General features: G+C 75.2%; 16 protein-coding genes. 14 read left to right on the top strand and 2 right to left on the bottom strand.

The annotated features are described in order from the left end of the window. Positions 1-126 precede the first annotated feature (126 nt). The 7 genes from ACIQ9P_RS30930 (at position 127) to ACIQ9P_RS30900 (ending at position 8022) form a co-directional block, all read left to right on the top strand. Complete coding sequence (locus tag ACIQ9P_RS30930) at positions 127-2820, top strand: DNA translocase FtsK (protein ID WP_402363424.1); 2694 nt, start codon at positions 127-129, stop codon at positions 2818-2820. A 285-nt stretch (positions 2821-3105) separates the two neighbouring features. Next, entirely contained in the window at positions 3106-3978 is an 873-nt protein-coding gene (locus ACIQ9P_RS30925; protein WP_402363421.1) for a helix-turn-helix domain-containing protein, read from the top strand. A 96-nt stretch (positions 3979-4074) separates the two neighbouring features. Next, positions 4075-5547, top strand: a complete 1473-nt coding sequence (gene rimO / locus ACIQ9P_RS30920) for a 30S ribosomal protein S12 methylthiotransferase RimO (protein ID WP_402363418.1) — start codon at positions 4075-4077, stop codon at positions 5545-5547. Continuing rightward, positions 5544-6182: a CDP-diacylglycerol--glycerol-3-phosphate 3-phosphatidyltransferase gene (pgsA, locus tag ACIQ9P_RS30915; protein WP_402363414.1), complete on the top strand. Its 639-nt coding sequence runs from the start codon at positions 5544-5546 to the stop codon at positions 6180-6182. Before rimO ends, pgsA begins: the two co-directional genes overlap by 4 nt. Before the next feature lie 253 nt (positions 6183-6435). Next, positions 6436-6912, top strand: a complete 477-nt coding sequence (locus ACIQ9P_RS30910; RefSeq protein WP_402363457.1) for a CinA family protein — start codon at positions 6436-6438, stop codon at positions 6910-6912. Between the two features lie 395 nt (positions 6913-7307). Then, complete coding sequence (locus ACIQ9P_RS30905) at positions 7308-7676, top strand: helix-turn-helix domain-containing protein (RefSeq protein ID WP_402363411.1); 369 nt, start codon at positions 7308-7310, stop codon at positions 7674-7676. A gap of 52 nt (positions 7677-7728) precedes the next feature. Next, positions 7729-8022, top strand: coding sequence for a hypothetical protein (locus ACIQ9P_RS30900; protein WP_402363408.1), 294 nt, complete (start codon positions 7729-7731; stop codon positions 8020-8022). A 93-nt stretch (positions 8023-8115) separates the two neighbouring features. Here ACIQ9P_RS30900 and ACIQ9P_RS30895 read toward each other — a convergent pair whose 3' ends face one another. Then, complete coding sequence (locus ACIQ9P_RS30895; protein WP_402363405.1) at positions 8116-12909, bottom strand: ATP-dependent helicase; 4794 nt, start codon at positions 12907-12909, stop codon at positions 8116-8118. A 203-nt stretch (positions 12910-13112) separates the two neighbouring features. On the opposite strand from ACIQ9P_RS30895, the gene ACIQ9P_RS30890 reads away from it, so the two are divergent. From ACIQ9P_RS30890 to rny, 7 genes are all read left to right on the top strand, one after another. Continuing rightward, positions 13113-14810 (top strand): S8 family serine peptidase, encoded by a 1698-nt coding sequence (locus ACIQ9P_RS30890; RefSeq protein ID WP_402363402.1) that lies wholly within the window; start codon positions 13113-13115, stop codon positions 14808-14810. A gap of 129 nt (positions 14811-14939) precedes the next feature. Further along, a complete protein-coding gene (locus ACIQ9P_RS30885; protein ID WP_402363398.1) occupies positions 14940-15491 on the top strand; it encodes a GNAT family N-acetyltransferase in 552 nt (183 codons plus the stop codon). 52 nt (positions 15492-15543) lie between these two features. Then, positions 15544-15738: a DUF3046 domain-containing protein gene (locus ACIQ9P_RS30880; protein WP_402363395.1), complete on the top strand. Its 195-nt coding sequence runs from the start codon at positions 15544-15546 to the stop codon at positions 15736-15738. A 126-nt stretch (positions 15739-15864) separates the two neighbouring features. After that, positions 15865-17166: an AI-2E family transporter gene (locus ACIQ9P_RS30875; RefSeq protein WP_402363392.1), complete on the top strand. Its 1302-nt coding sequence runs from the start codon at positions 15865-15867 to the stop codon at positions 17164-17166. 154 nt (positions 17167-17320) lie between these two features. Then, positions 17321-18445, top strand: a complete 1125-nt coding sequence (recA, locus tag ACIQ9P_RS30870; RefSeq protein ID WP_402363389.1) for a recombinase RecA — start codon at positions 17321-17323, stop codon at positions 18443-18445. A 4-nt stretch (positions 18446-18449) separates the two neighbouring features. Next, entirely contained in the window at positions 18450-19472 is a 1023-nt protein-coding gene (locus tag ACIQ9P_RS30865) for a regulatory protein RecX (RefSeq protein ID WP_402363386.1), read from the top strand. A 242-nt stretch (positions 19473-19714) separates the two neighbouring features. Then, the gene (gene rny / locus ACIQ9P_RS30860) at positions 19715-21166 is read left to right on the top strand and encodes a ribonuclease Y (RefSeq protein ID WP_402363383.1); all 1452 of its coding nucleotides are present in this window, start codon (positions 19715-19717) and stop codon (positions 21164-21166) included. Between the two features lie 89 nt (positions 21167-21255). On the opposite strand, the gene ACIQ9P_RS30855 is transcribed toward rny, so the two are convergent. Beyond that, complete coding sequence (locus ACIQ9P_RS30855) at positions 21256-23091, bottom strand: FAD-dependent monooxygenase (protein ID WP_402363380.1); 1836 nt, start codon at positions 23089-23091, stop codon at positions 21256-21258. Positions 23092-23178 lie beyond the last annotated feature (87 nt).

Raw genomic sequence — 23178 nt, 5'->3', positions numbered from 1 at the left:
CCCGGCCGGTCCGCGCTCGCCCGTCCGGGTGAACACGACCGGGGTGACGGTGTGTCGGCGACACGTCCGGGCACCCCGGACGGAGCACATGGGAACAGATCGCCCGCCCCGGTAGGCTGCTGACCCATGGCCACACGCACGCCCGGAAGCGCGGCACGCAACCCGAGTCCGGGACCGTCCAGGAAGGCCGCGGCGAAGGCTCCGGCCAAGCCGCCCGCGAAGAAGGCGGCCGCCAAGAAGGCGGCCCCGGCGAAGAAGACGGCGGCCAAGCAGGCCCCGCCGCCGCCACCGCCCCGCCCGATACTCTTCCGGGCCGTGCGCGCCCTCTGGCTCGGCGCGGCGCACGGCATCGGCGCGGTCTTCCGCGGCTTCGGCGACGGCGCGAAGAACCTCGACCCCGCGCACCGCAAGGACGGCGTCGGCCTGCTGCTGTTCGCGCTGGCCCTGGTGACCGCCGCCGGTACCTGGTTCAGCCCGCAGGGCTGGCTGGGCGAGGCGGCCACCAACGTGGTCTCCGGTCTGTTCGGCCGGCTCGACGCCCTGGTGCCCTTCCTGCTGGCCGCGGTGGCGGTCCGGCTGATGCGCCATCCCGAGCTGCCGGAGGCCAACGGACGGATCATGATCGGCCTGAGCACCCTGCTGGTCGGGGTGCTCGGCCTGGTCCACATCGGCTGCGGCGCGCCCGGGATGGGCAGCGGCGCGACCCGGATAAGGACCGCCGGCGGGATCATCGGCTGGGCCGCGTCCACCCCGATGATGGCCGCCGCCGGGCCGGCCCTCGCGGTGCCGCTGCTCCTGCTGCTCGCCTTCTTCGGCCTGCTGGTCACCACCGCCACCCCGGTCAACCGGATCCCGGAGCGGATCCGCGCGGCCGGCGTCCGGCTGGGAGTGGTCGAGGCGGGCCCGCAGGACACCGCGACCGGGGGGCGCGCGCCGGAGCGCGAGCTCTCGCACGAGCCGCCGGAGGACGCCGACCCCTCGGCCCTGCCCTTCACCGTGGACACCGGCGGTGAGGACCCGACCGACGAGGTGGCCGCCCGCCGGCGCCGTCGCAAGCGCCGTCCGGAGCCGGCCGAGGAGCCCGCCGAGGGACCGGACATGTTCGCGAAGGAAGCCCTGGACCCGTACGCCACCCGGGACATCGCCGCCGGCGCCGCGGCGGACCTGGACGGCGCGCTGGTCTACGGCGTGCCCGCCTCCTCGGCGGTGGCGGACATGATGCACCAGGTGCAGGACCGCACCGCCCCGCCGGAGGAGCCCGCCGTCCCGGCCGCCAGGGCCGGCGGCCCCGGCCCCGGCGCCCCCGAGGAGCACGGCCCGGCGCCGGCCCGGATGGAGCAGCTCCAGCTCTCCGAGGGCCTCACCTACGCGCTGCCCCCGCTGGACCTGCTGGAGCGCGGCGGCCCGGCCAAGGCCCGCAGCGCCCTCAACGACGAGGTGGTGGCCCAGCTCACCGGGACCTTCGGCGAGTTCAAGGTGGACGCCAGGGTGACCGGCTTCACCCGCGGCCCGACGGTCACCCGCTACGAGGTCGAGCTCGGCCCGGCCGTCAAGGTCGAGCGGATCACCGCGCTGGCCAAGAACATCGCCTACGCGGTGGCCAGCCCGGACGTGCGGATCATCAGCCCGATCCCGGGCAAGTCCGCGGTCGGCATCGAGATCCCGAACCGGGACCGGGAGATGGTCAACCTCGGGGACCTGCTGCGCTCGCGCGCCGCCGCCGAGGACAGCCACCCGATGGTGGTCGGCATGGGCAAGGACGTCGAGGGCCACAGCGTGATGGCCAACCTCGCCAAGATGCCGCACATCCTGGTGGCCGGCGCGACCGGCGCGGGCAAGTCGTCCTGCATCAACTGCCTGATCACCTCGATCCTCGCCCGCGCCACCCCGGACGAGGTGCGGATGGTGCTGGTCGACCCCAAGCGGGTCGAGCTGACCGCCTACGAGGGCATCCCGCACCTGATCACGCCGATCATCACCAACCCGAAGAAGGCCGCCGAGGCCCTCCAGTGGGTGGTCCGCGAGATGGACATGCGCTACGACGACCTCGCCGCGTTCGGCTTCCGCCACGTGGACGACTTCAACGCGGCGGTCCGGGCCGGCACCGTCACCCCGCCGCTCGGCAGCGAGCGCGAGCTGACCCCGTACCCGTACCTGCTGGTCATCGTCGACGAGCTGGCCGACCTGATGATGGTCGCGCCGCGCGACGTCGAGGACTCGGTGGTCCGGATCACCCAGCTCGCCCGCGCGGCCGGCATCCACCTGGTGCTGGCCACCCAGCGGCCCTCGGTGGACGTCGTCACCGGCCTGATCAAGGCCAATGTGCCGTCCCGGCTGGCCTTCGCCACCTCGGCGATGGCCGACTCCCGGGTCATCCTGGACCAGCCCGGCGCGGAGAAGCTGATCGGCAAGGGCGACGCGCTGTTCCTGCCGATGGGCGCGAGCAAGCCGATCCGGATGCAGGGCGCGTTCGTCACCGAGGCCGAGATCGCCGCGGTGGTGAAGCACTGCAAGGAGCAGTTGTCCGTCGCCTACCGCGACGACGTGACGGTCGGCGGCGGGCCGAAGAAGGAGATCGACGAGGAGATCGGCGACGACCTGGAGCTGCTGATCCAGGCGGCCGAGCTGGTCGTCTCCACCCAGTTCGGCTCCACCTCGATGCTGCAGCGCAAGCTGCGGGTCGGCTTCGCCAAGGCGGGTCGGCTGATGGACCTGATGGAGTCGCGCGGCATCGTCGGGCCGAGCGAGGGCTCCAAGGCCCGGGACGTGCTGGTGAAGCCGGACGAGCTGGACGCGGTGATCGTCACCATCCGGGGGTGAGGCCGCCGCGGTGGCCCGGGAGTGTGTTCACCCGTCCGGACGGGGGTAGGCGGCCGGTGCGGAACCGATCGGGTGCGGACGGCGTCCCACGGGCGACGGACGAAGCGAAACCCCGGCGCGGGGGCTCCGGAGACGGCGGGCCCCGCGCCGACGGGCAGTCAGTGCACGTTCGGCCCCCGGCCGGGGCGGGCGAGCGCATTCGGGCCTGTTCCGCTTGAGAAACGATCCGCCCCCGCCCCTAGACTGTTCCCCAGCAGGTGGCCAACCGCTCGAAAGGCGTGCACCGTGACCATCGGCAAGTCTCCCGACCGCGAGAACGCCCCGTCGTCCGCGCTGCCCTCCGGCACCGCGGAACAGGCGGCCGATGCGCCGAGCATCGGCCGGGTGCTGTCCGCCGCCCGGATCGACGCCGGGCTCACGGTGGATCAGGTGAGCAGTGCCACCCGCGTGCGGGTGCCGATCGTGCACGCCATCGAGGAGGACGACTTCGGTCGCTGCGGCGGTGACTTCTACGCCCGCGGCCACATTCGCGCGATCGCCCAACTGGTCCGCGTCGACGGCGAGGCCCTGGTGGCCCGCTACGACGCCGCGCACGGCGGCTCCCCGGCCTCCAAGCGGCCCACCGAGCTGATCGAGAGCGGCCCGATCAAGGTCCCCGGCCGGGGCCGCCCGAACTGGACGGCGGCGATGGTCGCCGCGATCGTCGCGGTCGTCGGGGTGATCGGCTTCAACCTGGTGAGCGGCAAGGCCGGGACCGGCACCACCGGCTCCGCCAGCGCCCCGCTGCCCTCGGGCTCCGGCACCGGCTCGACGGCCGCGGTGGCCCCGGCGCCCACCCCGGCGGTCCAGCCGCCCGCGCCGGCGCCCAGCGCCGCCGCGATCGCCGCCGTCCCGGCCGACAAGGTCACCGTGAAGCTGGTCGCCGAGAAGGACACCAGCTGGGTCTCGGCGGTGGACGGAACCGGGAAGTCGCTGTTCCAGAACAACATCGAGGAAGGTCAGGACCAGACCTTCACCGATCCGAAGCAGATCAAGCTGGTGATCGGCAACGCCGGCGCCGTGCACGTGTACGTCAACGGCAAGGACCTCGGTCCGGCGGGCCGGAACGGCCAGGTGGTGCACGTCACGTACACCCCCGGAGACCCGCAGGCGGGCTGATGGCGAGGGGCGTCGGACCGGTCGGGAACCCGGCCGGAGCCAACGCGTGGCCTCCGGGGCGAACGGCTCCGGCGGCCGCGCGTTAATCTTGGCCCTATGCCTGATCGCCGTACTGTCGCCCTTGTCACGCTCGGATGCGCCCGCAACGAGGTGGACTCCGAGGAACTCGCCGGGCGACTGGAGGCCGATGGCTGGTTGCTCGTGGACGACGCAGCCGAAGCCGACGTCGCCGTCGTCAACACCTGTGGCTTCGTCGAGGCCGCCAAGAAGGACTCCGTCGACGCCCTCCTGGAGGCCAACGACCTCAAGGGTCACGGCCGCACCCAGGCCGTCGTCGCGGTCGGCTGCATGGCCGAGCGCTACGGCAAGGAGCTGGCCGACGCGCTGCCCGAGGCCGACGGCGTGCTCGGCTTCGACGACTACTCGGACATCTCCGACCGTCTGCAGACCATCCTGTCCGGCGGCCACCACGCCCCGCACCTGCCGCGCGACCGCCGCAAGCTGCTCCCGCTGAGCCCCGTCGAGCGCCAGGCCGCCGCCACCGAGGTGGCCCTGCCCGGTCACGGCGCCCCCGAGGACCTGCCGGCCGGCCTCGCGCCCGCCTCCGGGCCGCGCACCCTGCGCAAGCGCCTGGACGACAACCCGGTGGCCTCCGTCAAGCTCGCCTCCGGCTGCGACCGGCGCTGTTCGTTCTGCGCCATCCCGGCCTTCCGGGGCTCGTTCATCTCCCGCCGTCCCTCGGACGTGCTGCACGAGGCCCAGTGGCTCGCCGGTGAGGGCGTCCGCGAGGTCGTCCTGGTCAGCGAGAACAACACCTCGTACGGCAAGGACCTCGGCGACATCCGGCTGCTGGAGACGCTGCTCGCCGAGGTCGCCTCGGTCGAGGGCGTGGAGCGGGTCCGGGTGTCCTACCTCCAGCCCGCCGAGATGCGCCCCGGGCTGATCGACGCCATGACCGGCACCGCCGACGTGGTGCCCTACTTCGACCTGTCGTTCCAGCACTCCGCGCCGGCCGTGCTGCGGCGGATGCGGCGCTTCGGCTCCACCGACCAGTTCCTGGAGCTGCTCGGATCCATCCGCGGCAAGGCCCCGCAGGCCGGTGCCCGGTCCAACTTCATCGTCGGCTTCCCCGGCGAGACCGAGGCCGACTTCGCCGAGCTGGAGCGCTTCGTGACCCATGCCGGGCTGGACGCGATCGGCGTCTTCGGCTACTCCGACGAGGAGGGCACCGAGGCGGCCGGCTACGACGGCAAGCTGTCGGAGGACGTGGTCGCCGACCGCCTGGCCCGGCTCACCCGGCTCGCCGAGGAGATGACCGCGCAGCGCGCCGAGCAGCGGATCGGCACCGAGGTCGAGGTGCTGGTCGAGTCGGTCGACGGTGACGTGGTCGAGGGCCGCGCCGCCCACCAGGCGCCCGAGACGGACGGCCTCACCACCCTGCTCGGGGCCGAGGACGCCGAGGTCGGGCAGTTCTACCGGGCCCGGGTGGTCGCCAGCGAGGGCGTCGACCTGGTCGCCGAGGCGCTGGAGCAGGTGCGGGTCCTCCGGGCGCCCGGAGCGGGGGAATGACCCAGGGGCCCGGCGCCCCGGCCACGGCCCACCCGGGCAGACCGGCGGCCGCGGTGCCTCCGGCGCCGGGGATCTGGAACATCGCGAACGTGCTGACCATGGTCCGGCTGCTGCTGGTCCCGGTCTTCGTGTCCCTGCTCTTCGCCGAGGGCGGGCACGACCCCAAGTGGCGCTCGGTGGCGTGGGCCACCTTCGCGGTCGCGATGATCACCGATCTGTTCGACGGCGAGCTGGCCCGGCGCAAGGGCCTGGTCACCGACTTCGGCAAGATCGCCGACCCGATCGCCGACAAGGCGATCATGGGCGCGGCACTGATCGGGCTCTCGGTGCTGGGGGACCTTCCCTGGTGGGTCACCGCGGTGATCCTGGCCCGTGAGCTCGGCATCACGCTGATGCGGTTCTGGGTGATCCGCTTCGGGGTGATCCCGGCCAGCCGGGGCGGCAAGATCAAGACGCTCACCCAGGGCATCGCGGTCGGCATGTACGTCCTGGTGCTGACCGGCTGGCTGGCCACCGGCCGGGCCCTGCTGATGGGGGTCGCGGTCCTGCTGACCGTCGGCACCGCGCTGGACTACGTGAGGCAGGCACTGCGCCTGCGCCGGGAGGGTCTGGCCGCGCGACGCGCGACCGGGTGAACCCGGGCCGAAGCGGCCCCCCGGCGGCCCCCCGGGCCCACAATGACGGGTACTCCGGGGTGGGCCCGGGGGAACGCGAGGGAGGGACGTCGGGATGAGCGGCAGCGCCGGGCCGGGGCCGGAGGACGTCGGGCCGGGCGGTTCCCGGCCGATCGACCGCGGACCGGGCGGCTCCGGTCCGAGCGGTTCCGGTCCGGCCGGTACCGGGGTGTCCGGTACCGGGGTGGCCGATGCACGGGGGTCCGATTTCGGCCTGGCCGAGCGGGTGCACGCCGGACTGCGGGCGGAGGGCGGCACGGTGGCCGTCGCGGAGTCGCTGACCGGTGGACTGCTGGCGGCCGCGCTGGTGGACGTCCCCGGGGCGTCCGCGACCTTCCGGGGCTCGGTGACGGCGTACGCGACCGAGCTCAAGGCCGCGCTGCTCGGCGTCGACGAGGGACTCCTGGCGGTGCACGGGCCGGTCCACCCGGTGGTGGCCCGGCAGATGGCCGAAGGCGTGCGCAAGCTGCTCGGCGCCACCTACGGGATCGCGACCACCGGAGTGGCCGGTCCGGAGCCGCAGGACGGGCAGCCGGTCGGCACGGTACACCTCGCGGTCGCCGGCCCGGGGGGAAGTCTGGTCAGTTCGCCCCGGCTGTCGGGGGAGCGTGCCACAATCCGTCACGGGGCGGTGACCGCCGCTCTGGAGCTGCTCGTCGGGCGGCTCCCGTCCGGTACGCCCACGCACTGAGCTTCGTCCGCGCCGTCGCCACCGGGCCTCCGACCGTCCACGCACCACCTCCGCACCGGCTCCGTCCCGGCTCCCGCCGACGGCCGCCCACAGGATCTCCACCGAACCGATATCCGCCGAACTGGCGTGCGGGCATCGGACAACTGCGGGATCGTGTTACATCGGAGGCCCTGGTTGGGCAGAAACCAGGTGGCGAACGAGTGGCGCGGTGGTGGCCCGGTGCCGCCCGGAGGGTACGACGGGGTGCCCGTCGGCCCGGGCGCGACACCGAAACAGGGGAGGGGACAGCCTTGCAGCCCAGAGTGAACACGACCATGGTCCCCGCACGCGAAGCGGGCAAGGCGGTACGGTGGGGGCGTGACATCTCGATCCGCAGTCCGAGGAGGGAGGCACCGATGATCCTGCTTCGTCGCCTACTGGGCGATGTACTGCGTCGGCAGCGCCAGCGCCAGGGCCGCACACTCCGCGAGGTGTCGGCGGCCGCCAGGGTTTCGCTCGGATACCTCTCCGAGGTCGAGCGGGGTCAGAAGGAAGCCTCCTCGGAGCTGCTCTCCGCCATCTGCGACGCACTCGACGTCCGGATGTCCGAGGTCATGCGCGAGGTCAGCGACGAACTGTCGCTCGCCGAACTTGCGGCGATGGCCTCCCTCTCCGAAGGTGAACTGCTGAGGCCGGTGCTCGAACCGGTACCGCTGCCGGCCCCCGGTGCCGACCGGGCGAACATGTCGCCCAAGGCCGCCGCCATGGACGTGGTCGCCGCCTGACCCGGCCTCGGAGCGGGCCGTCTGCGGCCCGGATCGAGCGAAGGAGACGGTCGTGCGGAATGCGGCGGCGATGCGTGCCGGGGCCCGAATACGGCTCCGGCGGCTGCGGCCCCGGCGGATCCCGGCGCTGCTGGCGCTCCTGACGGTCCTGGCCGTCGGGTCCGGCTGGTGGCTGTCGGCAGGCGTCGGACGGCTGCCCGACGGGGCGATGCTGGGACTGCTGGCGGCCGGAGGCTGGGGCCTCGGGCTGATCCCGGTCCACGCCGACCGGTGGTCCACCGGCCCCTCGCGGCGCCGAACGGCCGAGCCGGTCGGACCGGTCGAGGCTGAGACCCCGATCGGGTGAACAGAACGCGGATGAGGGCCGCGGGAGCTTGGGCTCCCGCGGCCCTCGTCGCGTGTCCGGCCCCTTCGGCCGATACCGCCGGTGCCGCCGGGGTCAGGGGCGCAGCCGCAGACCGCGCGGGGTGGGGTGGAAGCCCGCCTCCTCCAGGGCGCTGCCGAGCGCGGAGCCGAGGGCGGGCTCACCGTTCGCCCGCTCGACGGTCACACTGCCGAGCGCCCCTGCCCGGGCCGCCCCGGCCAGCGCGGCCGCCGCCGCGGCCAGCGTCGCCCCGTCCTCCGGCCAGGCCAGCAGGGACTTGCCGCCGCGCTCGATGTACAGGCACAGGTCGCCGTCGACCAGGACCACCAGGGCACCGGCCTTCCGGCCCGGCCGGTGCGCCTTGCCCGAACTCTCGGCGGTGGGCGGCTCGGGCCAGGACAGCGCGGCCCCGTAGGCGTTGGCCGGATCGGCGGCGGCCAGCACCAGGGCCTGCGGGGGCTCGGCGGCCGGGGCGGCCGGCCACTCCGCGCTCCCGGCCCGCTCCAGCCGGCCGTTGACCGAGCGCAGCCGGTCGGCGGCGCCCTCCATGGCGAACTGGGCGCCGCCCAGCCCCTCGACGAAGTAGCCCCGGCGGGCCCGGCCGCGTTCCTCCATGGCGGCCAGTACCCGGTAGACCCCGGCGAAGCCGCCCGGGACCCGCTCGGCGACGACCGTGCCCCGGGTGAGCAGACCGTGCCGGTCCAGCAGGCTCTGGGCCCGGGCGGTGGCCCGGAGGGTCGGGTCGGGGGCGAACGGGGGCAGCAGCGACCAGCGCCCGCCCACCGTCGGCGGGCCGCTGCGCAGGGCCCCGCCGAGCCTGCCGTGGGGCCGGCCCGCGCCGCCGTAGCGGCCGCGCGGGGTGGCTCGGGGCGCCCGGTGCGCGGTGGCGCCGGCCGTCCGCCCGGAGCCGAGCAGGGCCCGCAGCGGGGCCAGGGTGTCGTTGCTGACGTAGCCGGCCCAGACGAGGTCCCACAGGGCCTCGACGATCTCGGGCTCGGGCGTCTCCGGGAGGTGGGCGACCAACTGGCGGAAGAACAGGCCGTAGCCGCCGGCCAGCGCCTCCAGCAGTGCGGTGTGCACCGGGGTGACGGTGGGCGGGACGGGTTCGGTCCGCAGCAGGTGGGCGTTCTCGGCCAGGTGCAGACTGATCCAGCCGTCCTTGCCGGGGAGCGCGCCCGCGCCGGCCCAGCCGATCTCGCCGGCCGCCGTCAGCTCGTCGAGCAGGCCGGGGGAGTAGTCGGCCAGCCGGGCCGGGAGGATCAGCTTCTCCAGTGCGGAGGCGGGCAGGGCGGCGCCCTGGAGCTGCTCGACCACCCGGAGCAGGCCGTCCGGTCCGCGCAGCCGATGGCCGGCCAGGTGCTGCCACTGCGGCAGGAAGGCGGCCAGCGCGCGGGGCGGGACGGGCTCGACCTCCTGCCGCAGGGCCGCCAGCGAGCGGCGGCGCAGTCGGCGCAGCACCTCGGCGTCGCACCACTCGACCGCGCCGGTGTGCCCGGGCGGGAGGGCGGGACCCGGCGCCTCCGGGGCGGGGTGGGCGCCGGACGGGCGGAACTCGCCCTGGACCAGGCGGCCGGTGGCGGTGAGCCGGTGCAGGGTGCCGGTGACCACGGCGGTGCCGAGGCCGAAGCGGGCGGCGGCCTCGGCGGCGGTGAACGGTCCGTGGGTGCGGGCGTGCCGGGCGAGCAGGTCGCCGAGCGGGTCCTTGACCGGTTCGGTGAAAGCCTCGGGCACGCCGACCGGGAGCGGGGTGCCGAGGGCGTCGCGCAGTCGGCCCGCGTCCTCGACGGCGGCCCAGCGCGGCTCCCCGGCGATCCGGACCTGGATCACCCGGCGGGCGGCCTCCAGTTCGAGGGCGAGGAGCGGTTCGGCGCCGCGGGCGGTCAGCTCGGCCTCGCTCAGCGGGCCGAGCAGGCGCAGCGCGTCGGCGACGCCCTCGGCGTCCTTGATCCGGCGCTCGGGGGTGAGCCGCTGGAGCTCGGCCTCCAGCTCGGCGAGGACCTCCGGGTCGAGCAGCTCCCGCAGCTCGGCCTGGCCGAGGAGTTCGGACAGCAGCCGGGAGTCGAGCGAGAGGGCGGCGGCGCGGCGCTCGGCGAGCGGGGAGTCGCCCTCGTAGAGGAACTGCGCGACGTAGCCGAAGAGCAGTGAGCGGGCGAACGGCGAGGGCTCGGGGGTGGTGACCTCGACCAGGCGGACGGCCCGGGATTCGAGGTCGCCCATCAGCTCGACCAGGCCGGGCACGTCGAAGACGTCCTGGAGGCACTCGCGGACGGCCTCCAGGACGATCGGGAAGGATCCGTACTCGGCGGCGACCTCCAGCAGCTGGGCGGCGCGCCGGCGCTGCTGCCAGAGCGGGGTGCGCTTGCCGGGGCTGCGGCGCGGGAGCAGCAGGGCGCGGCCGGCGCACTCGCGGAAGCGGGAGGCGAACAGGGCGGAGCCGCCGACCTGGTCGGTGACCAGCTGCTCGATCTCCTGCGGGTCGAACAGGGCGGCGTCGGCGCCGACCGGGGCGTCGTCGGTGACCGCCCCGGTCGCGGGGGCCGGTGCGGGGGCGGGGCCGCCGAAGTCGAAGTCGGGCGAGAACAGGTCGGCGTCGGGCAGCCGGAGCACGATCCCGTCGTCGGCGTGCATGACCTGCGGGTCGAGGCCGTGCTTCTCGCGCAGCCGGGCGGCCAGGGCGAGCGCCCAGGGGGCGTGCACCTGGGCGCCGAACGGGGAGTGGACGACGATCCGCCAGTCACCGAGCTCGTCGCGGAAGCGCTCGACCACGATGGTGCGGTCGTCGGGGAGGTGGCCGCAGGCGGTGCGCTGCTCGGCGAGGTAGTCGAGCAGGTTGGCGGCGGCCCAGTCGTCCAGGCCGGCCAGCTTCAGCCGGGCGGTGGCGGCGGCCGGGTCGAGCGCGGCCAGCTCACGGGTGAAGGCGCCGAGGGCCCGGCCGAGTTCGAGCGGGCGGCCGAGGGTGTCGCCCTTCCAGAACGGCAGCCGGCCGGGGATCCCGGGGGCGGGGGTGACCAGCACCTTGTCGTGGGTGATGTCCTCGATCCGCCAGGAGGTGGTGCCGAGGGTGAAGACGTCGCCGACCCGGGACTCGTAGACCATCTCCTCGTCCAGCTCGCCCACCCGGCGCCCGCCGCCGCCCTTGCGGGACGTCGCCGCGGACCGCCCCTCCGCGCGGCCCCCACCGGGCTCCTGGTCGGTGCCGGCGATGAAGACGCCGAACAGGCCCCGGTCGGGGATGGTGCCGCCGGAGGTGACGGCGAGCCGCTGGGCGCCGGGGCGGCCGGTGACGGTGCCGGCCACCCGGTCCCAGACCAGGCGGGGGCGCAGCTCGGCGAAGGCGTCGGAGGGGTAGCGGCCGGCCAGCATGTCGAGCACCGCGTCGAAGGCGGACTGCGGCAGGGTGGCGAACGGCGCGGCCCGTCGGACCAGGGCGAGCAGCTCGTCGACCGGCCAGGTGTCCATCCCGGTCATCGCGACCAGCTGCTGCGCGAGGACGTCGAGCGGGTTGCGGGGGACCCGCAGTGCCTCGATCCGCCCGGCCCGCATCCGCTCGGTGACCACGGCGGACTGGACGAGGTCGCCCCGATACTTGGGGAAGACGACGCCGGTGGAGACGGCGCCGACCTGGTGGCCGGCCCGGCCGACCCGCTGGAGGCCGGAGGCGACCGAGGGCGGGGACTCGACCTGGACCACCAGGTCGACGGCGCCCATGTCGATGCCCAGCTCCAGGCTGGAGGTGGCGACCACGGCGGGCAGCCGCCCGGCCTTGAGTTCCTCCTCGACCAGGGCGCGCTGCTCCTTGGAGACCGAGCCGTGGTGGGCCCGGGCGATCACCGGTGGGGCGCCGCGGGTGGCGCCGGCGCCGCCCATCAGCTGGGCGGGGGCGTGCGTCTCCGGCTGCGGGGCGCCGCCGGCCCGCTCCAGGGCGATCTCGTTCAGCCGGTTGCAGAGCCGCTCGGCCAGTCGGCGGGAGTTGGCGAAGACGATGGTCGAGCGGTGGGCCTGGACGAGGTCGACGATGCGCTCCTCGACGTGCGGCCAGATCGAGGCTTTCCGCTGCGGGTCCTCCTCGCCGGCGGCGCCGGTCGAGGGGGCGGCGGGCAGGTCGTCGAGGTCCGGGACCGGGACCACCACGGAGAGGTCGAACTCCTTGGTGGCGGGCGGCTGGACCACCTCGGCGCCGCGCCCGGGGCTGAGGAAGCGGGCCACCTCCTCGACCGGACGGACGGTGGCGGACAGGCCGATCCGGCGGGCCGGGCGGTCGAGCAGCTCGTCCAGCCGCTCCAGGGAGAGGGCGAGGTGGGCGCCGCGCTTGGTGCCGGCGACGGCGTGCACCTCGTCCAGGATCACCGTGTCCACGCCGCGCAGGGCCTCCCGGGCGGCGGAGGTGAGCAGCAGGAAGAGCGACTCGGGGGTGGTGATCAGGATGTCCGGCGGGTGGGTGGCGAAGCGCCGGCGGTCGGCGGCCGGGGTGTCGCCGGAGCGGATGCCGACCTGGACGTCCGGTTCGGGCAGGCCGAGCCGGACGGCGGCCTGGCGCAGGCCGGCCAGTGGGGCGCGGAGGTTGCGCTCGACGTCCACCGCGAGGGCCTTGAGCGGGGAGATGTAGAGGACCCGGCAGCGGCGGCCGGGCTCGGCCGGGGGCGGGGTGCTGCTGAGCCGGTCCAGTGCGGACAGGAAGGCCGCGAGGGTCTTGCCGGAGCCGGTGGGGGCGACCACGAGCACGTCGGTGTCCCGGCCGATGGCGCGCCACGCCTCGGCCTGGGCGGTGGTCGGCGAGGAGAAGGCACCCGTGAACCAGGCCCGGGTGGCCGGGGCGAAGCCGGCCAGGGGGTCGTCGGCCGGGGGCGGGGTCGGGTGCGCGGTCGCCATGCCCCCATGGTGCCGGGTGGCACTGACAACGCGGGCCGGGAGGCGTCGGAGCGGTGGCCGTTCGGGGCAATCGGGAAGGCGAGTCGGACAAACGGATCATATGGTGATGATTCATACCACCGTGATGACCCTGTGATGATCAGCCCTCCGGTGGCCGGCCGGCTCCGGCGCGGCCGCCGGGACCGACGAGCGGAGACCGTGCCATGGCGCAGGCGGACCCGTCCGGCCGCGGCGGTCCTGTCCCGGTTCCCGGTGCCGGCCCGGCTCCCGTGCCCGTCCGGGCGGCCGGTCCCGGGCGGCCGCCGGTCCGGTACCGCTCCCGGGGACCGCTCCGGGTCCTGCTCGCGATGCTGCTGACCGCGCTGGTCGTCGGGGGCGCGGTGCCCTACGTCGCCGGGCCCGGCCGCTCCTACCTCAGTTACCTGGTGCTGGCCGAGCGGGCCGACGCCGACGGGGCCGCGCGCGCCGCCGCCGAGGCCCGGGCCGCCGGGGGGCAGGTGGTCCAGGAGTACCCGCAGATCGGGGTGGTGCTCGCGTACGCGGGCGGGGGCTTCGCGGAGAAGGTCCGGGGCCGGCCCGGGGTGGCCGCGGTCGGGGCCAGCCGTACCTCGCCGGTGCCGGGACCGCCCCGGCCGCTGGACGGCGCCGGCGACTTCCGGGCCGGGACGGACCCGGCGTCCGGCGACCGGGCCGGGAGTGACCGGGCGGGCGGGGACCGGGCGGGCGGGGACCGGGCCGGGAGTGACCGGGCGGGTTCGGGTCCGGCGGGTGAGGGGCTCGGCGGGGACGGCAGGGGGGCCGGGGACGGCGGGGACGACGCCACCGCCACCGTTCCGGACCCGGGCGAGCAGGACGCGTGGAACCTCGCGCAGCTCGGCGCCGCCCCCGGCGCCGCCGCGGACGCCACTCCCAACCTGCTGCGCGGCCCCGGCACCCCCGTCGCCGACGCCCTGCGCAAGGTGCTGGTCGCCGTCCTCGACTCCGGCGTCGACGACACCCACCCCGATCTGCGCGCCGCCGTCGACCCGCGGAGCTCCGCCTCCTGCGCCGACGGCCGCCCCGACGCCAGGACCGGCGCCTGGCGCCCCGACGCCGGGGTCGGCGAGAGCGGCCACGGCACCCACGTCGCCGGTATCGTCGGCGCGGCGCGGGACGGCCGCGGCGTCAGTGGGGTCGCGCCCGGCGTGCGGATCGCCGCCGTCCGGCTGCTCGGTCCGCTCGGCCAGTACTACGCCGAGAACATCGTCTGCGGCACCCTCTGGGCCGCCGACCACGGCGCCAGGGCGATCAACAACAGCTACTTCGCCGACCCGTGGAAGTACAACTGCCCCGAGGACCCCGACCAGGCCGCGCTGACCGCCGCCGTCGGCCGGGCCGTCGCGTACGCCCGGGGCAAGGGCGCGGTGGTGGTCGCCTCGGCGGGCAACGACGGGCAGGACCTCGGCGCGCCCCGCACCGACGAGCGCAGCCCCAACGACCGCACGGCCGGCCCGCCGCAGTCCCGCCACGTCGGGCCCGAGTGCGTCCGGCTGCCCGGCGAACTGCCCGGCGTGGTCACGGTGACCGCCGTCGACCGGGACGGCCGCCCGTCCGCGTACACCAACTACGGGCGCGGCCACGTCTCGCTGGCCGCCCCCGGCGGGGATCCGGACGGCGGCGCCCGGGGAGCGGTGGTCTCCGACTGGCCCGGCGGCCGGTACGCGGCGCTGGCCGGCACCTCGATGGCCGCCGCGCACGTCACCGGCGCGGTCGCGGTGGCCGCCGCGCTGCACCCGGACTGGGGCTCCGACCGGCTGGCCGCCCTGCTCGCCGAGGACGCGGCGGCCGCCTGCCCGCCCGGACCGCACGTCTGCGGCGACCACGAGTTCTACGGCGCCGGGGCACTGGTGCTGCCGCACTGAGCCACGGGGCGGGGCCCGCCCGGACCGGCCCGGACGGCGGACGGGTGTTGCGGCGGAAGGGTGGTGCGGGGACGGAGGACCGCCGAAAACCAGGTGACGGAACGGGGCCGGCGGGCCGAGGATCGGGGGATGGACATCTTCCTCACCACCGAGCGGCTGGTGCTGCGCCGCTTCACCGCCGCCGACGTGGACGCCCTGGTGGAGCTGGACGCCGACCCGGAGGTGACCCGCTACCTCACCGGTGGCCGGCCCACCCCGCGCGCGGTGGTGGAGGACACCCTGCTGCCGCTCTACTTCGACCACTACCGGCGCTTCGGCGACCTCGGCTGGTGGGCCGCCGAGGAGCGGGAGGGCGGGGCCTTCCTCGGCTGGTTCGAGTTCCGGCCGACCGGCGGTGACCGCGCCGAGGTCGAGCTGGGCTACCGGCTGCGCCGCGCGGCCTGGGGGCACGGCTACGCCACCGAGGGTTCCCGGGCGCTGATCCGCCGGGGCTTCACCGGGCTGGGCGTCGAGCGGGTGGTGGCGTACACGATGGCGGTCAACCTCGGGTCCCGGCGGGTGATGGAGAAGGCCGGGCTGTCGTACGTGCGCACCTTCCACGAGGAGTACCCGGAGGCGATCGCGGGCAGTGAGCACGGTGAGGTCGAGTACGCGCTGACGGCCGCCGACCGGCGGCCCTGAGCGCCGCGGAAATGCCCGGACCGGCCGACGGGCGGTCCGGGATACTGGGGGCATGAGGCTGACGGAGTTCTGGCGGCGAATGTACGAGCACTTCGGCGAGACGTACGCGGAGTCGTTCGCGAGCGACCACGTGATGAGCGAGCTGGGCGGGCGGACCGTCCGGCAGGCGCTGGACGCCGGCCAGGAGGCCAAGGACGTCTGGCGGGTGGTCTGCGAGACCCAGGGCGTCTCCACCGTGCTCCGCTGACCGGGGTCACCGCGTTCCGACGGCCCGGGCCACCGCGTCCGGTCGGGCCCGACCGGCCCCGGCCCCGCTCCGCAGAACCCTCCGGCAGTGCTCGAACGTTCGTCGGGCATGGGTCAAACTGTGCGGGTGGCAAGCAGTGCAGAACCGCAGAATTCGGACAGGTCGGCGCAGGTCGCCGACGAGGCCGCGGGCCCTACGCCCGCCTCCCCGCCGGGCCCGCCCGGCCCGCCCGAGGGGCCGGCGGGGGTCGCCCGGACCGCGGGTGACGGCCTGTGGGGCACCGGCATGCCGCGCTGGCTGCCGCGGGCGATGGTGCTCGCCCTGCTCCTGGTCGGCGCGTTCCAGCTCGCCGACTGGGCCTTCCACCAGCTGATCGACCTCTTCGTGATGCTGCTGGTCTCGTTCTTCCTCTCGCTGGCGCTGGAGCCGGCGGTGGACCGGATGGCGGCCCGCGGCGTGCGCCGGGGCCTCGGCACCTTCCTGGTCTTCGTCGCGGTGGCGATCGCCGTGGCCGGCTTCCTGACGGCGCTCGGCACCCTGCTGGTCGACCAGGTCGCGAAGATCGCCGGCGACCTGCCCCACCTGCTGGACAACCTGATCGCCTGGATCAACCGGACCTTCCACCAGGACCTCTCGCTGGACGAGCTGCAGAAGAAGCTGCTCAAGGACTCCGGCGCGATCGAGACCTACGCCCAGCAGGCCGCGGACAACGTCTGGGGCGTCTCCTCGACCCTGATCGGCGGGCTCTTCCAGGCGTTCACCGTCGGCCTCTTCACCTTCTACTTCACCGCCGACGGACCCCGGGTGCGGCGGACCGTCTGCTCGATGCTGCCGCCCGCGAAGCAGGCGGAGGTGCTGCGGGCCTGGGAGATCGCGCTCGCCAAGACCGGCGGCTACCTCTACTCGCGGGCGCTGCTCGCGGTGGCGTCGGCGTTGGCGCACTGGGTGATGTTCGCGCTGCTGGACCTGCCGTACGCGGCCGCGCTCGCGGTCTGGGTCGGCGTCATGTCGCAGTTCGTGCCCACCATCGGCACCTACCTCGCCGGGGCGCTGCCGGTGCTGGTGGCACTCACCACCGAGCAGCCGGTGGACGCGCTCTGGGTGCTGGTCTTCGTGGTGGTCTACCAGCAGATCGAGAACTACCTGCTGCACCCGCGGATCACGGCGCGGACGGTCGACGTGCACCCGGCGGTGGCGTTCGGTTCGGTGATCGCGGGCGCGGCGCTGCTGGGCGCCGTCGGCGCGCTGATCGCGATCCCGGCGGCGGCCACCCTGCAGGGCTTCGTCGGTACGTACGTGCGCCGCTACGAGGTGGCCACGGATCCGCGGATCGACCGCGGTGAGCAGCGGCGGCACCGCCGGGAACTGCGTCGGGAGGCGGCCCGCCGGCTGCGGCGGATGGTCGGCGGGGACTCCGGGAGGAAGTAGGCCGAACGGCTCCGGCTTGATTCGAACACTTGTTCTTTGTACTCTCCGGCGCAGAGTTTTCCCCAGGCAGAGCCCGGTCGGGGCCGATTGTCGGTGGGAGGCGCTAGCGTCGAGGACGATGAAGCGCACAGCACAGAACCCGAGGGTGGAAGCCATGGCAGGTACGGACCGCGAGAAGGCTCTTGAGACGGCGCTCGCCCAGATCGAGCGCCAGTTCGGCAAGGGCTCGGTGATGCGCCTCGGCGAGAAGGCGAACGAGCCGATCGAGGTGATCTCCACCGGTTCCACCGCCCTGGACGTGGCGCTCGGGGTCGGCGGCATCCCGCGCGGCCGCGTGGTCGAGATCTACGGCCCCGAGTCCTCCGGCAAGACCACGCTGACCCTGCACCTGGCGGCCAACGCCCAGAAGGCCGGCGGCACGGTCGCCTTCGTCGACGCGGAGCACGCGCTCGACCCGGAGTACGCCAAGAAGCTCGGCGTGGACACCGACGCCCTGCTGGTCAGCCAGCCGGACACCGGTGAGCAGGCGCTGGAGATCACGGACATGCTGATCCGCTCCGGCGCGATCGACCTGGTGATCATCGACTCGGTGGCGGCGCTCGTGCCGCGCGCCGAGATCGAGGGCGAGATGGGCGACTCCCACGTCGGTCTGCAGGCCCGGCTGATGAGCCAGGCGCTGCGGAAGATCGCCGGTGCGCTGAACCAGTCGAACACCACCGCGGTCTTCATCAACCAGCTCCGCGAGAAGATCGGCGTCATGTTCGGCTCGCCGGAGACCACGACCGGTGGCCGGGCGCTGAAGTTCTACGCCTCCGTCCGGCTGGACATCCGCCGGATCGAGACCCTGAAGGACGGCACCGAGGCGGTCGGTAACCGCACCCGGGTCAAGGTCGTCAAGAACAAGGTCGCCGCGCCGTTCAAGCAGGCCGAGTTCGACATCCTCTACGGCGTGGGCATCAGCCGTGAGGGTGGCCTGATCGACATGGGCGTGGAGCACGGCTTCATCCGCAAGTCGGGCGCCTGGTACACCTACGAGGGCGACCAGCTCGGCCAGGGCAAGGAGAACGCCCGTAACTTCCTGCGGGACAACCCGCAGCTGGCCGACGAGATCGAGCGGAAGCTCAAGAGCAAGCTGGGCATCGGCCCGAAGGTCGAGGAGCCGGCCGAGGGCGAGTCGGCGGCCGGGGCCGAGGGTGCGGCCAAGCCGATCACCGCGACCGCCGCCAAGACGGCCGCGGCGAAGAAGACGACGACGGCCGCGGCGGCCGCCAAGGCATGAGCCGTTGACGCAGCACAGTGGGCCGATCGGCCCCGAGGAGGAGGACGACGACCACGGGCCGCCGGACTGGTTCGCGGCTGTCGCGGGGCCGCGGTCCGAGTCGCCGACCGAGCGGCGGGCCCGGTCGGAAGCGGTCTGGGATCCGGCGTGGGCGCCGGAGCCCGCGCCGGAGCGGGCCCGGGCGGTGAAGCACCCGGTGGCTCGCCCGGCGGACATGGGCGAGCTGGGGCTCCGCCAGGCTTCCGGCCTGCCCGCGGGGCGGCGTCGGCGGCGCTCGGCGCTGGAGGCGGAGAGCGGCGCTGCCGTCGGGGGCGGTTCGGGCGAGGGTGCGGGGACGGCCGGTCACGGGGGTGCGGCCGACCCCGCCCCGGAGTTCCCGGAGGAGCGCCCGAGGCGTCGGTCCGGCCGTGCCCGGGAGCGCGGTGCCGCCGGGGAGCGGGAGCAGGACGGCGCGGACCGGGGCCGGGCCGGTCGTGGGGCGGGCCGGAGCGCCCGGGCCGAGGAGCCGGCCGATCCCGAGAGCGTGGCGCGGGACATCTGCCTGCGTCTGCTCACGGGTGCGGCCAAGAGCCGTAAGCAGCTCGCCGACGCCCTGCGCAAGCGGGAGATCCCGGACGAGGTGGCCGAGGAGGTGCTGACCCGGCTGGAGGAGGTCGGGCTGATCGACGACGCGGCCTTCGCCCGGGCCTGGGTGGAGTCCCGGCACAGCGTCCGCGGGCTGTCCCGGCGAGCGCTGGCGCAGGAGCTGCGGACCAAGGGCATCTCCGGCGAGCGCGCCGAACAGGCCCTGGCCCAGGTCGACCACGACGACGAGGCCGAGGCGGCCCGGGCCCTGGTCGACCGGCGGCTCCGGGCCACCCGCGGTCTGGAGCGACAGACCCGCACCCGCCGACTGGTCGGGCTGCTCGCCCGGCGCGGCTACTCCGAGGGCCTGGCCTTCCGGGTGGTCCGCGAAGCGCTGGACGCGGAGGATCCGACGGACGGCGGCGGGGACGGCGACGAGGACGGGTACGGCTACGAGGGCTGAGCCAGGTCCGCCGTCGAGGCGGGGCCCGGTCGCCCCGAGTGTTACCCGAGGGTTGGTCAACTACCTGGCCAGTCTTGACCGTTTCGTAACCCGCGCCTAGCCTCGCACTCAGTGCGGGAGCACGTCGACCGTTCCTCGGCCGCCCCGGCCGTACGCCCGGCCATGCTTGGTGACCGGGCGGTTCCGGGTGGCCGCGCGGTGGTCCCTGGCGGCGTGCCGCGGTGGGACGGGGAGTGGGCAGCATGAGGATCACGCTGAGCGCCGGATCGGCCGCTTCCCTGTCGGCAGCCGTCCTGCTGGTGGTACTGGCGACGGCGTGGCTGGTGGCCCGGCGGCTGAGGGTCGTTCGCCGGCGCGCCGCCGCGGCGGCCGAGCGGGCCCGGCGGCAGGCCGAGCAGCAGGCCGACCGGCTGCGGGCCGAGCTCGACCGGCGCGAGGAGCGGTTGGCCGGGGAGTTCGACCGGTTGCGCACCCGGGAGGCCGATCTCACCGAGCGTTCGGCCGCGTTGGCCCGCACCGAGGCCGAGGCCGAGGAACTCCTCCGGCGCCGGGCGGCCGAACTGGCGCGGACCGCCGGGCTCTCCGCCGCCGAGGCCCGTGCCGAACTCGTCCGGGAGGCCGGTGCGGAGGCCCGGCGGGAGGCGGCGGTCACCGTCCGGGAGATCGAGCGCGCCGCCCGTGAGGAGGGCGAGCAGCGGGCCCGGGGCATCGTCGCCGGGGCGATCCAGCGGCTGGCGGCCGAACAGACGGCCGAGACCGCGGTGTCGGTGTTCCGGCTGCCCAACGAGGAGATGAAGGGTCGGGTGATCGGACGTGAGGGCCGCAACATCCGGACCTTCGAGGCCGTCACCGGCGTCAATCTGATCATCGACGAGACGCCCTCGGTGGTGCAGCTCTCCTGTTTCGACCCGGTCCGCCGGGAGACCGCCCGGCTCACCCTGGAGCAGTTGGTGGAGGACGGCCGGATCCACCCGCTGCGGATCGAGCACGCGCACGAGCGCAGCCGGGCCGAGGTCGAGCGCCGCTGTGTGCGGGCCGGTGAGGACGCGCTGCTCGCCGTCCGGGTCGGCGCCATGGACCCGGAGCTGGTCCGCACCCTGGGCACCCTGCGCTACCGGGCCTCGTACGGGCAGAACGTGCTCGGCCACCTGGTGGAGTCGGCGCACCTGGCCGGGATGATGGCCGCCGAGCTCGGGGTGGACCCGGAGCCGGTACGGCGCGCGGCGCTGCTGCACGACATCGGCAAGGCGCTGACCCACGAGGTCGAGGGCAGCCACGCGGCGATCGGGGCCGATCTGGCCCGGCGGTTCGGCGAATCGGCGGACGTGGTGCACGCGATCGCGGCGCACCACGGCGAGGTGGAGCCCCGGACGGTGGAGGCGGTGCTCACCCAGGCGGCCGACGCCTGTTCGGGCGGGCGGCCGGGCGCGCGCAAGGAGTCGGTGGAGGCGTATGTGCGGCGGCTGGAGCGGTTGGAGGAGATCGCCCGGGCGCACGACGGCGTGGCCACCGTCTACGCGATGCAGGCCGGTCGGGAGGTGCGGGTGATGGTCCGGCCGGAGGTGGTGGACGACCTCGGGGCGCAGGTGATCGCCCGTGAGGTCGCCAAGCAGGTCGCCGAGGAGCTGACCTATCCGGGCCAGATCCGGGTCACCGTGGTCCGCGAGAGCCGGGCGACCGAGGTGGCCAGGTAGGCGGCCCGGTGAGTACGGGGACCCGTCGTCAGCCCGTCGCCCCGCCGGCCCGCCCGTCAGTCCGTCAGCCCCGTCCGTCCGCCGCGCGGTCAGCGCCCGGACGGGCGGACCGGCGGGGCCTGCTCGGCGACCGGTTCGGTGCCGGCCGGGCCGGGGTCCGTCGCACCGGTCGACGCGGCACCGGAGGCCGCAGGACCGGAAGCCCCGGCACCGGGAGCGGCCGCACCGGGCGCCGACGCCTCCCGCTCGGGCCCGCCGGGGAGCGAGGCCGGGCCGCCCCTGACCCCGTCGGCCAGTGCCTGGAGGTCCTCCGCCGCCGCGCCCTGGGTGACGCCGACCAGATGGCCGTCGGGCCGGATCAGCAGCACGGTGTGCGGGCCGGCGCCCGGGTACGACTCGGTGACCAGGACCTCGGCCGGTACCGGCAGCGCGGCGGCGACCTCGGCCAGCCGGGGCATCAACCCGGCGCCCAGCCAGCGCTCCGCCGACCAGACGGCGGTGCCGGGCGCGACCAGCAGCAGCAGGAAGCCCGCGCCGAGCCGGGAGTGCAGCCGGTCGGGGGTGCCGTCGGTGGCCAGGACCGGCAGGTCGGGGACGAGCACCCCGGGGGCGGTGGCGGGCAGGAGTTCGCTGAGCGAGGTGGTGCCGCGGGCGCCGCGCTGGACCGGGACCCGCCCGGGCACCCCGGAAGGAGCGGCCGGATAGGCGGGGGCGCCGCCGAACCGCCCGGTGCCGAGGTGCCCGTCGGCGAGCATCGGCGCGTGCTTGCGGAAGGAGCCGGTGAGCAGCGAGCGCCGGGTCTGGGCCCAGCCGCGCAGCGGACGCAGCAGCGGCATGGCCTGGTCGACGGCGCGCAGCCGGGCGCCGACCGCCCCGCGGCGTTCGGCCTCGTAGCCGTCGAGCAGGGAACCGCCCGGGACGTCCCCCCGACCGCCGCCCGGGGGGAGGTGCCAGGCGAGTGCGAGTCGCCAGGCGAGGTTGTCGGCGTCACGCAGGCCGTCGGTGAGGTTCTGCATGCCGAGCGCGCCGTGCAGATGGGCGGCGTCGCCGGCCAGGAAGCAGCGGCCGACCCGGAACCGGGCGGCCAGCCGCTGCTGGGCGGTGTGGTCGGCGGCGGCGAGCAGGTCGAACTTCGGGAGCTCGCCGCACCAGCCGGTGAGGGTGGAGGAGACCCGGGTGAGCAGGGTGTCGCCGGTGACGATCCCGGGCCAGGTGGCGTGCGGGTCGACCGGTTCGGTGGGGGCGGGCCGTCCGGGGGGGAGCCGCCAGTCGAGCCGCCAGACGCCGTCCGGCAGCGGGCGGGCGGTGGCCTCGCGGTCGCCGCGCCACGGGGGCTCGCGGTGCAGCCGGGGTTCGGTGAAGGGCAGGTCGACCCGGACGGTGGCGATCGCGCTGCGGTCGACGGCGGGCCGGCCGGGGAAGCGGATCTTCAGCAGTTTGCGGACGGCCGAGCGGGCGCCGTCGCATCCGACCACATGGCTGCCGCGCCACCAGGTCTCGGTGCCGTCCTGCGGGTTGCGGGTGAGGACGTTGACGCCGTCGCGGTCCTGTTCCAGCCGGGTGATCCGGTGCAGCGGGACCAGCTTGACCAGCGGGGTCCCGGTGAGGGCGTCGCGCAGGCCGCGCTGGAGCCGGTGCTGGGGCAGGTGCAGGACGGGGGTGTCGGCGAGGTCGATCCGGAGCACCTCCTGGCGGCGGCGCCAGACACCGAAGGCGTCCCAGCGGGCGGCGTCCGAGGTGGCCCGGGTGTAGCCGATCCGGGTCAGGAAGGCGGCGGTGTCGCCACCGAGGACGAGGCTGCGGGGGCTCTCGGGGCTGAGCCCGCTGCCCTCGTCGAGGACGACGGTCGGCACCTCGTGCCGGGCCAGGGCGAGGGCCAGGGCCAGGCCGACCGGCCCGGCCCCGACCACGATCACCGGGTCCATGCCGGTCCCTCCGGGCCCGGGCGGGCGCCGTGGATCTCGGAGCACGGACCGGGCGTCAGCCTGCCGTCATATGCCGCGTGGATGCTC

The organism is Kitasatospora sp. NPDC094019, assembly GCF_044764505.1.
Taxonomy (GTDB): Bacteria; Actinomycetota; Actinomycetes; order Streptomycetales; family Streptomycetaceae; genus Kitasatospora.
Note: the sequence above shows the minus strand (reverse complement) of the source record. Positions and strands in the feature narration are given on the sequence as shown.

Bases quoted from the DNA above. Each gene is read 5' to 3' on its own strand.
- ACIQ9P_RS30930 (WP_402363424.1), top strand. From the start codon at position 127: ATGGCCACACGCACGCCCGGAAGCGCGGCACGCAACCCGAGTCCGGGA.
- rimO (WP_402363418.1), top strand. From the start codon at position 4,075: ATGCCTGATCGCCGTACTGTCGCCCTTGTCACGCTCGGATGCGCCCGC.
- pgsA (WP_402363414.1), top strand. From the start codon at position 5,544: ATGACCCAGGGGCCCGGCGCCCCGGCCACGGCCCACCCGGGCAGACCG.
- ACIQ9P_RS30905 (WP_402363411.1), top strand. From the start codon at position 7,308: ATGATCCTGCTTCGTCGCCTACTGGGCGATGTACTGCGTCGGCAGCGC.
- ACIQ9P_RS30895 (WP_402363405.1), bottom strand. From the start codon at position 12,909: ATGGCGACCGCGCACCCGACCCCGCCCCCGGCCGACGACCCCCTGGCC.
- ACIQ9P_RS30890 (WP_402363402.1), top strand. From the start codon at position 13,113: ATGGCGCAGGCGGACCCGTCCGGCCGCGGCGGTCCTGTCCCGGTTCCC.
- ACIQ9P_RS30885 (WP_402363398.1), top strand. From the start codon at position 14,940: ATGGACATCTTCCTCACCACCGAGCGGCTGGTGCTGCGCCGCTTCACC.
- ACIQ9P_RS30880 (WP_402363395.1), top strand. From the start codon at position 15,544: ATGAGGCTGACGGAGTTCTGGCGGCGAATGTACGAGCACTTCGGCGAG.
- recA (WP_402363389.1), top strand. From the start codon at position 17,321: ATGGCAGGTACGGACCGCGAGAAGGCTCTTGAGACGGCGCTCGCCCAG.
- rny (WP_402363383.1), top strand. From the start codon at position 19,715: ATGAGGATCACGCTGAGCGCCGGATCGGCCGCTTCCCTGTCGGCAGCC.
- ACIQ9P_RS30855 (WP_402363380.1), bottom strand. From the start codon at position 23,091: ATGGACCCGGTGATCGTGGTCGGGGCCGGGCCGGTCGGCCTGGCCCTG.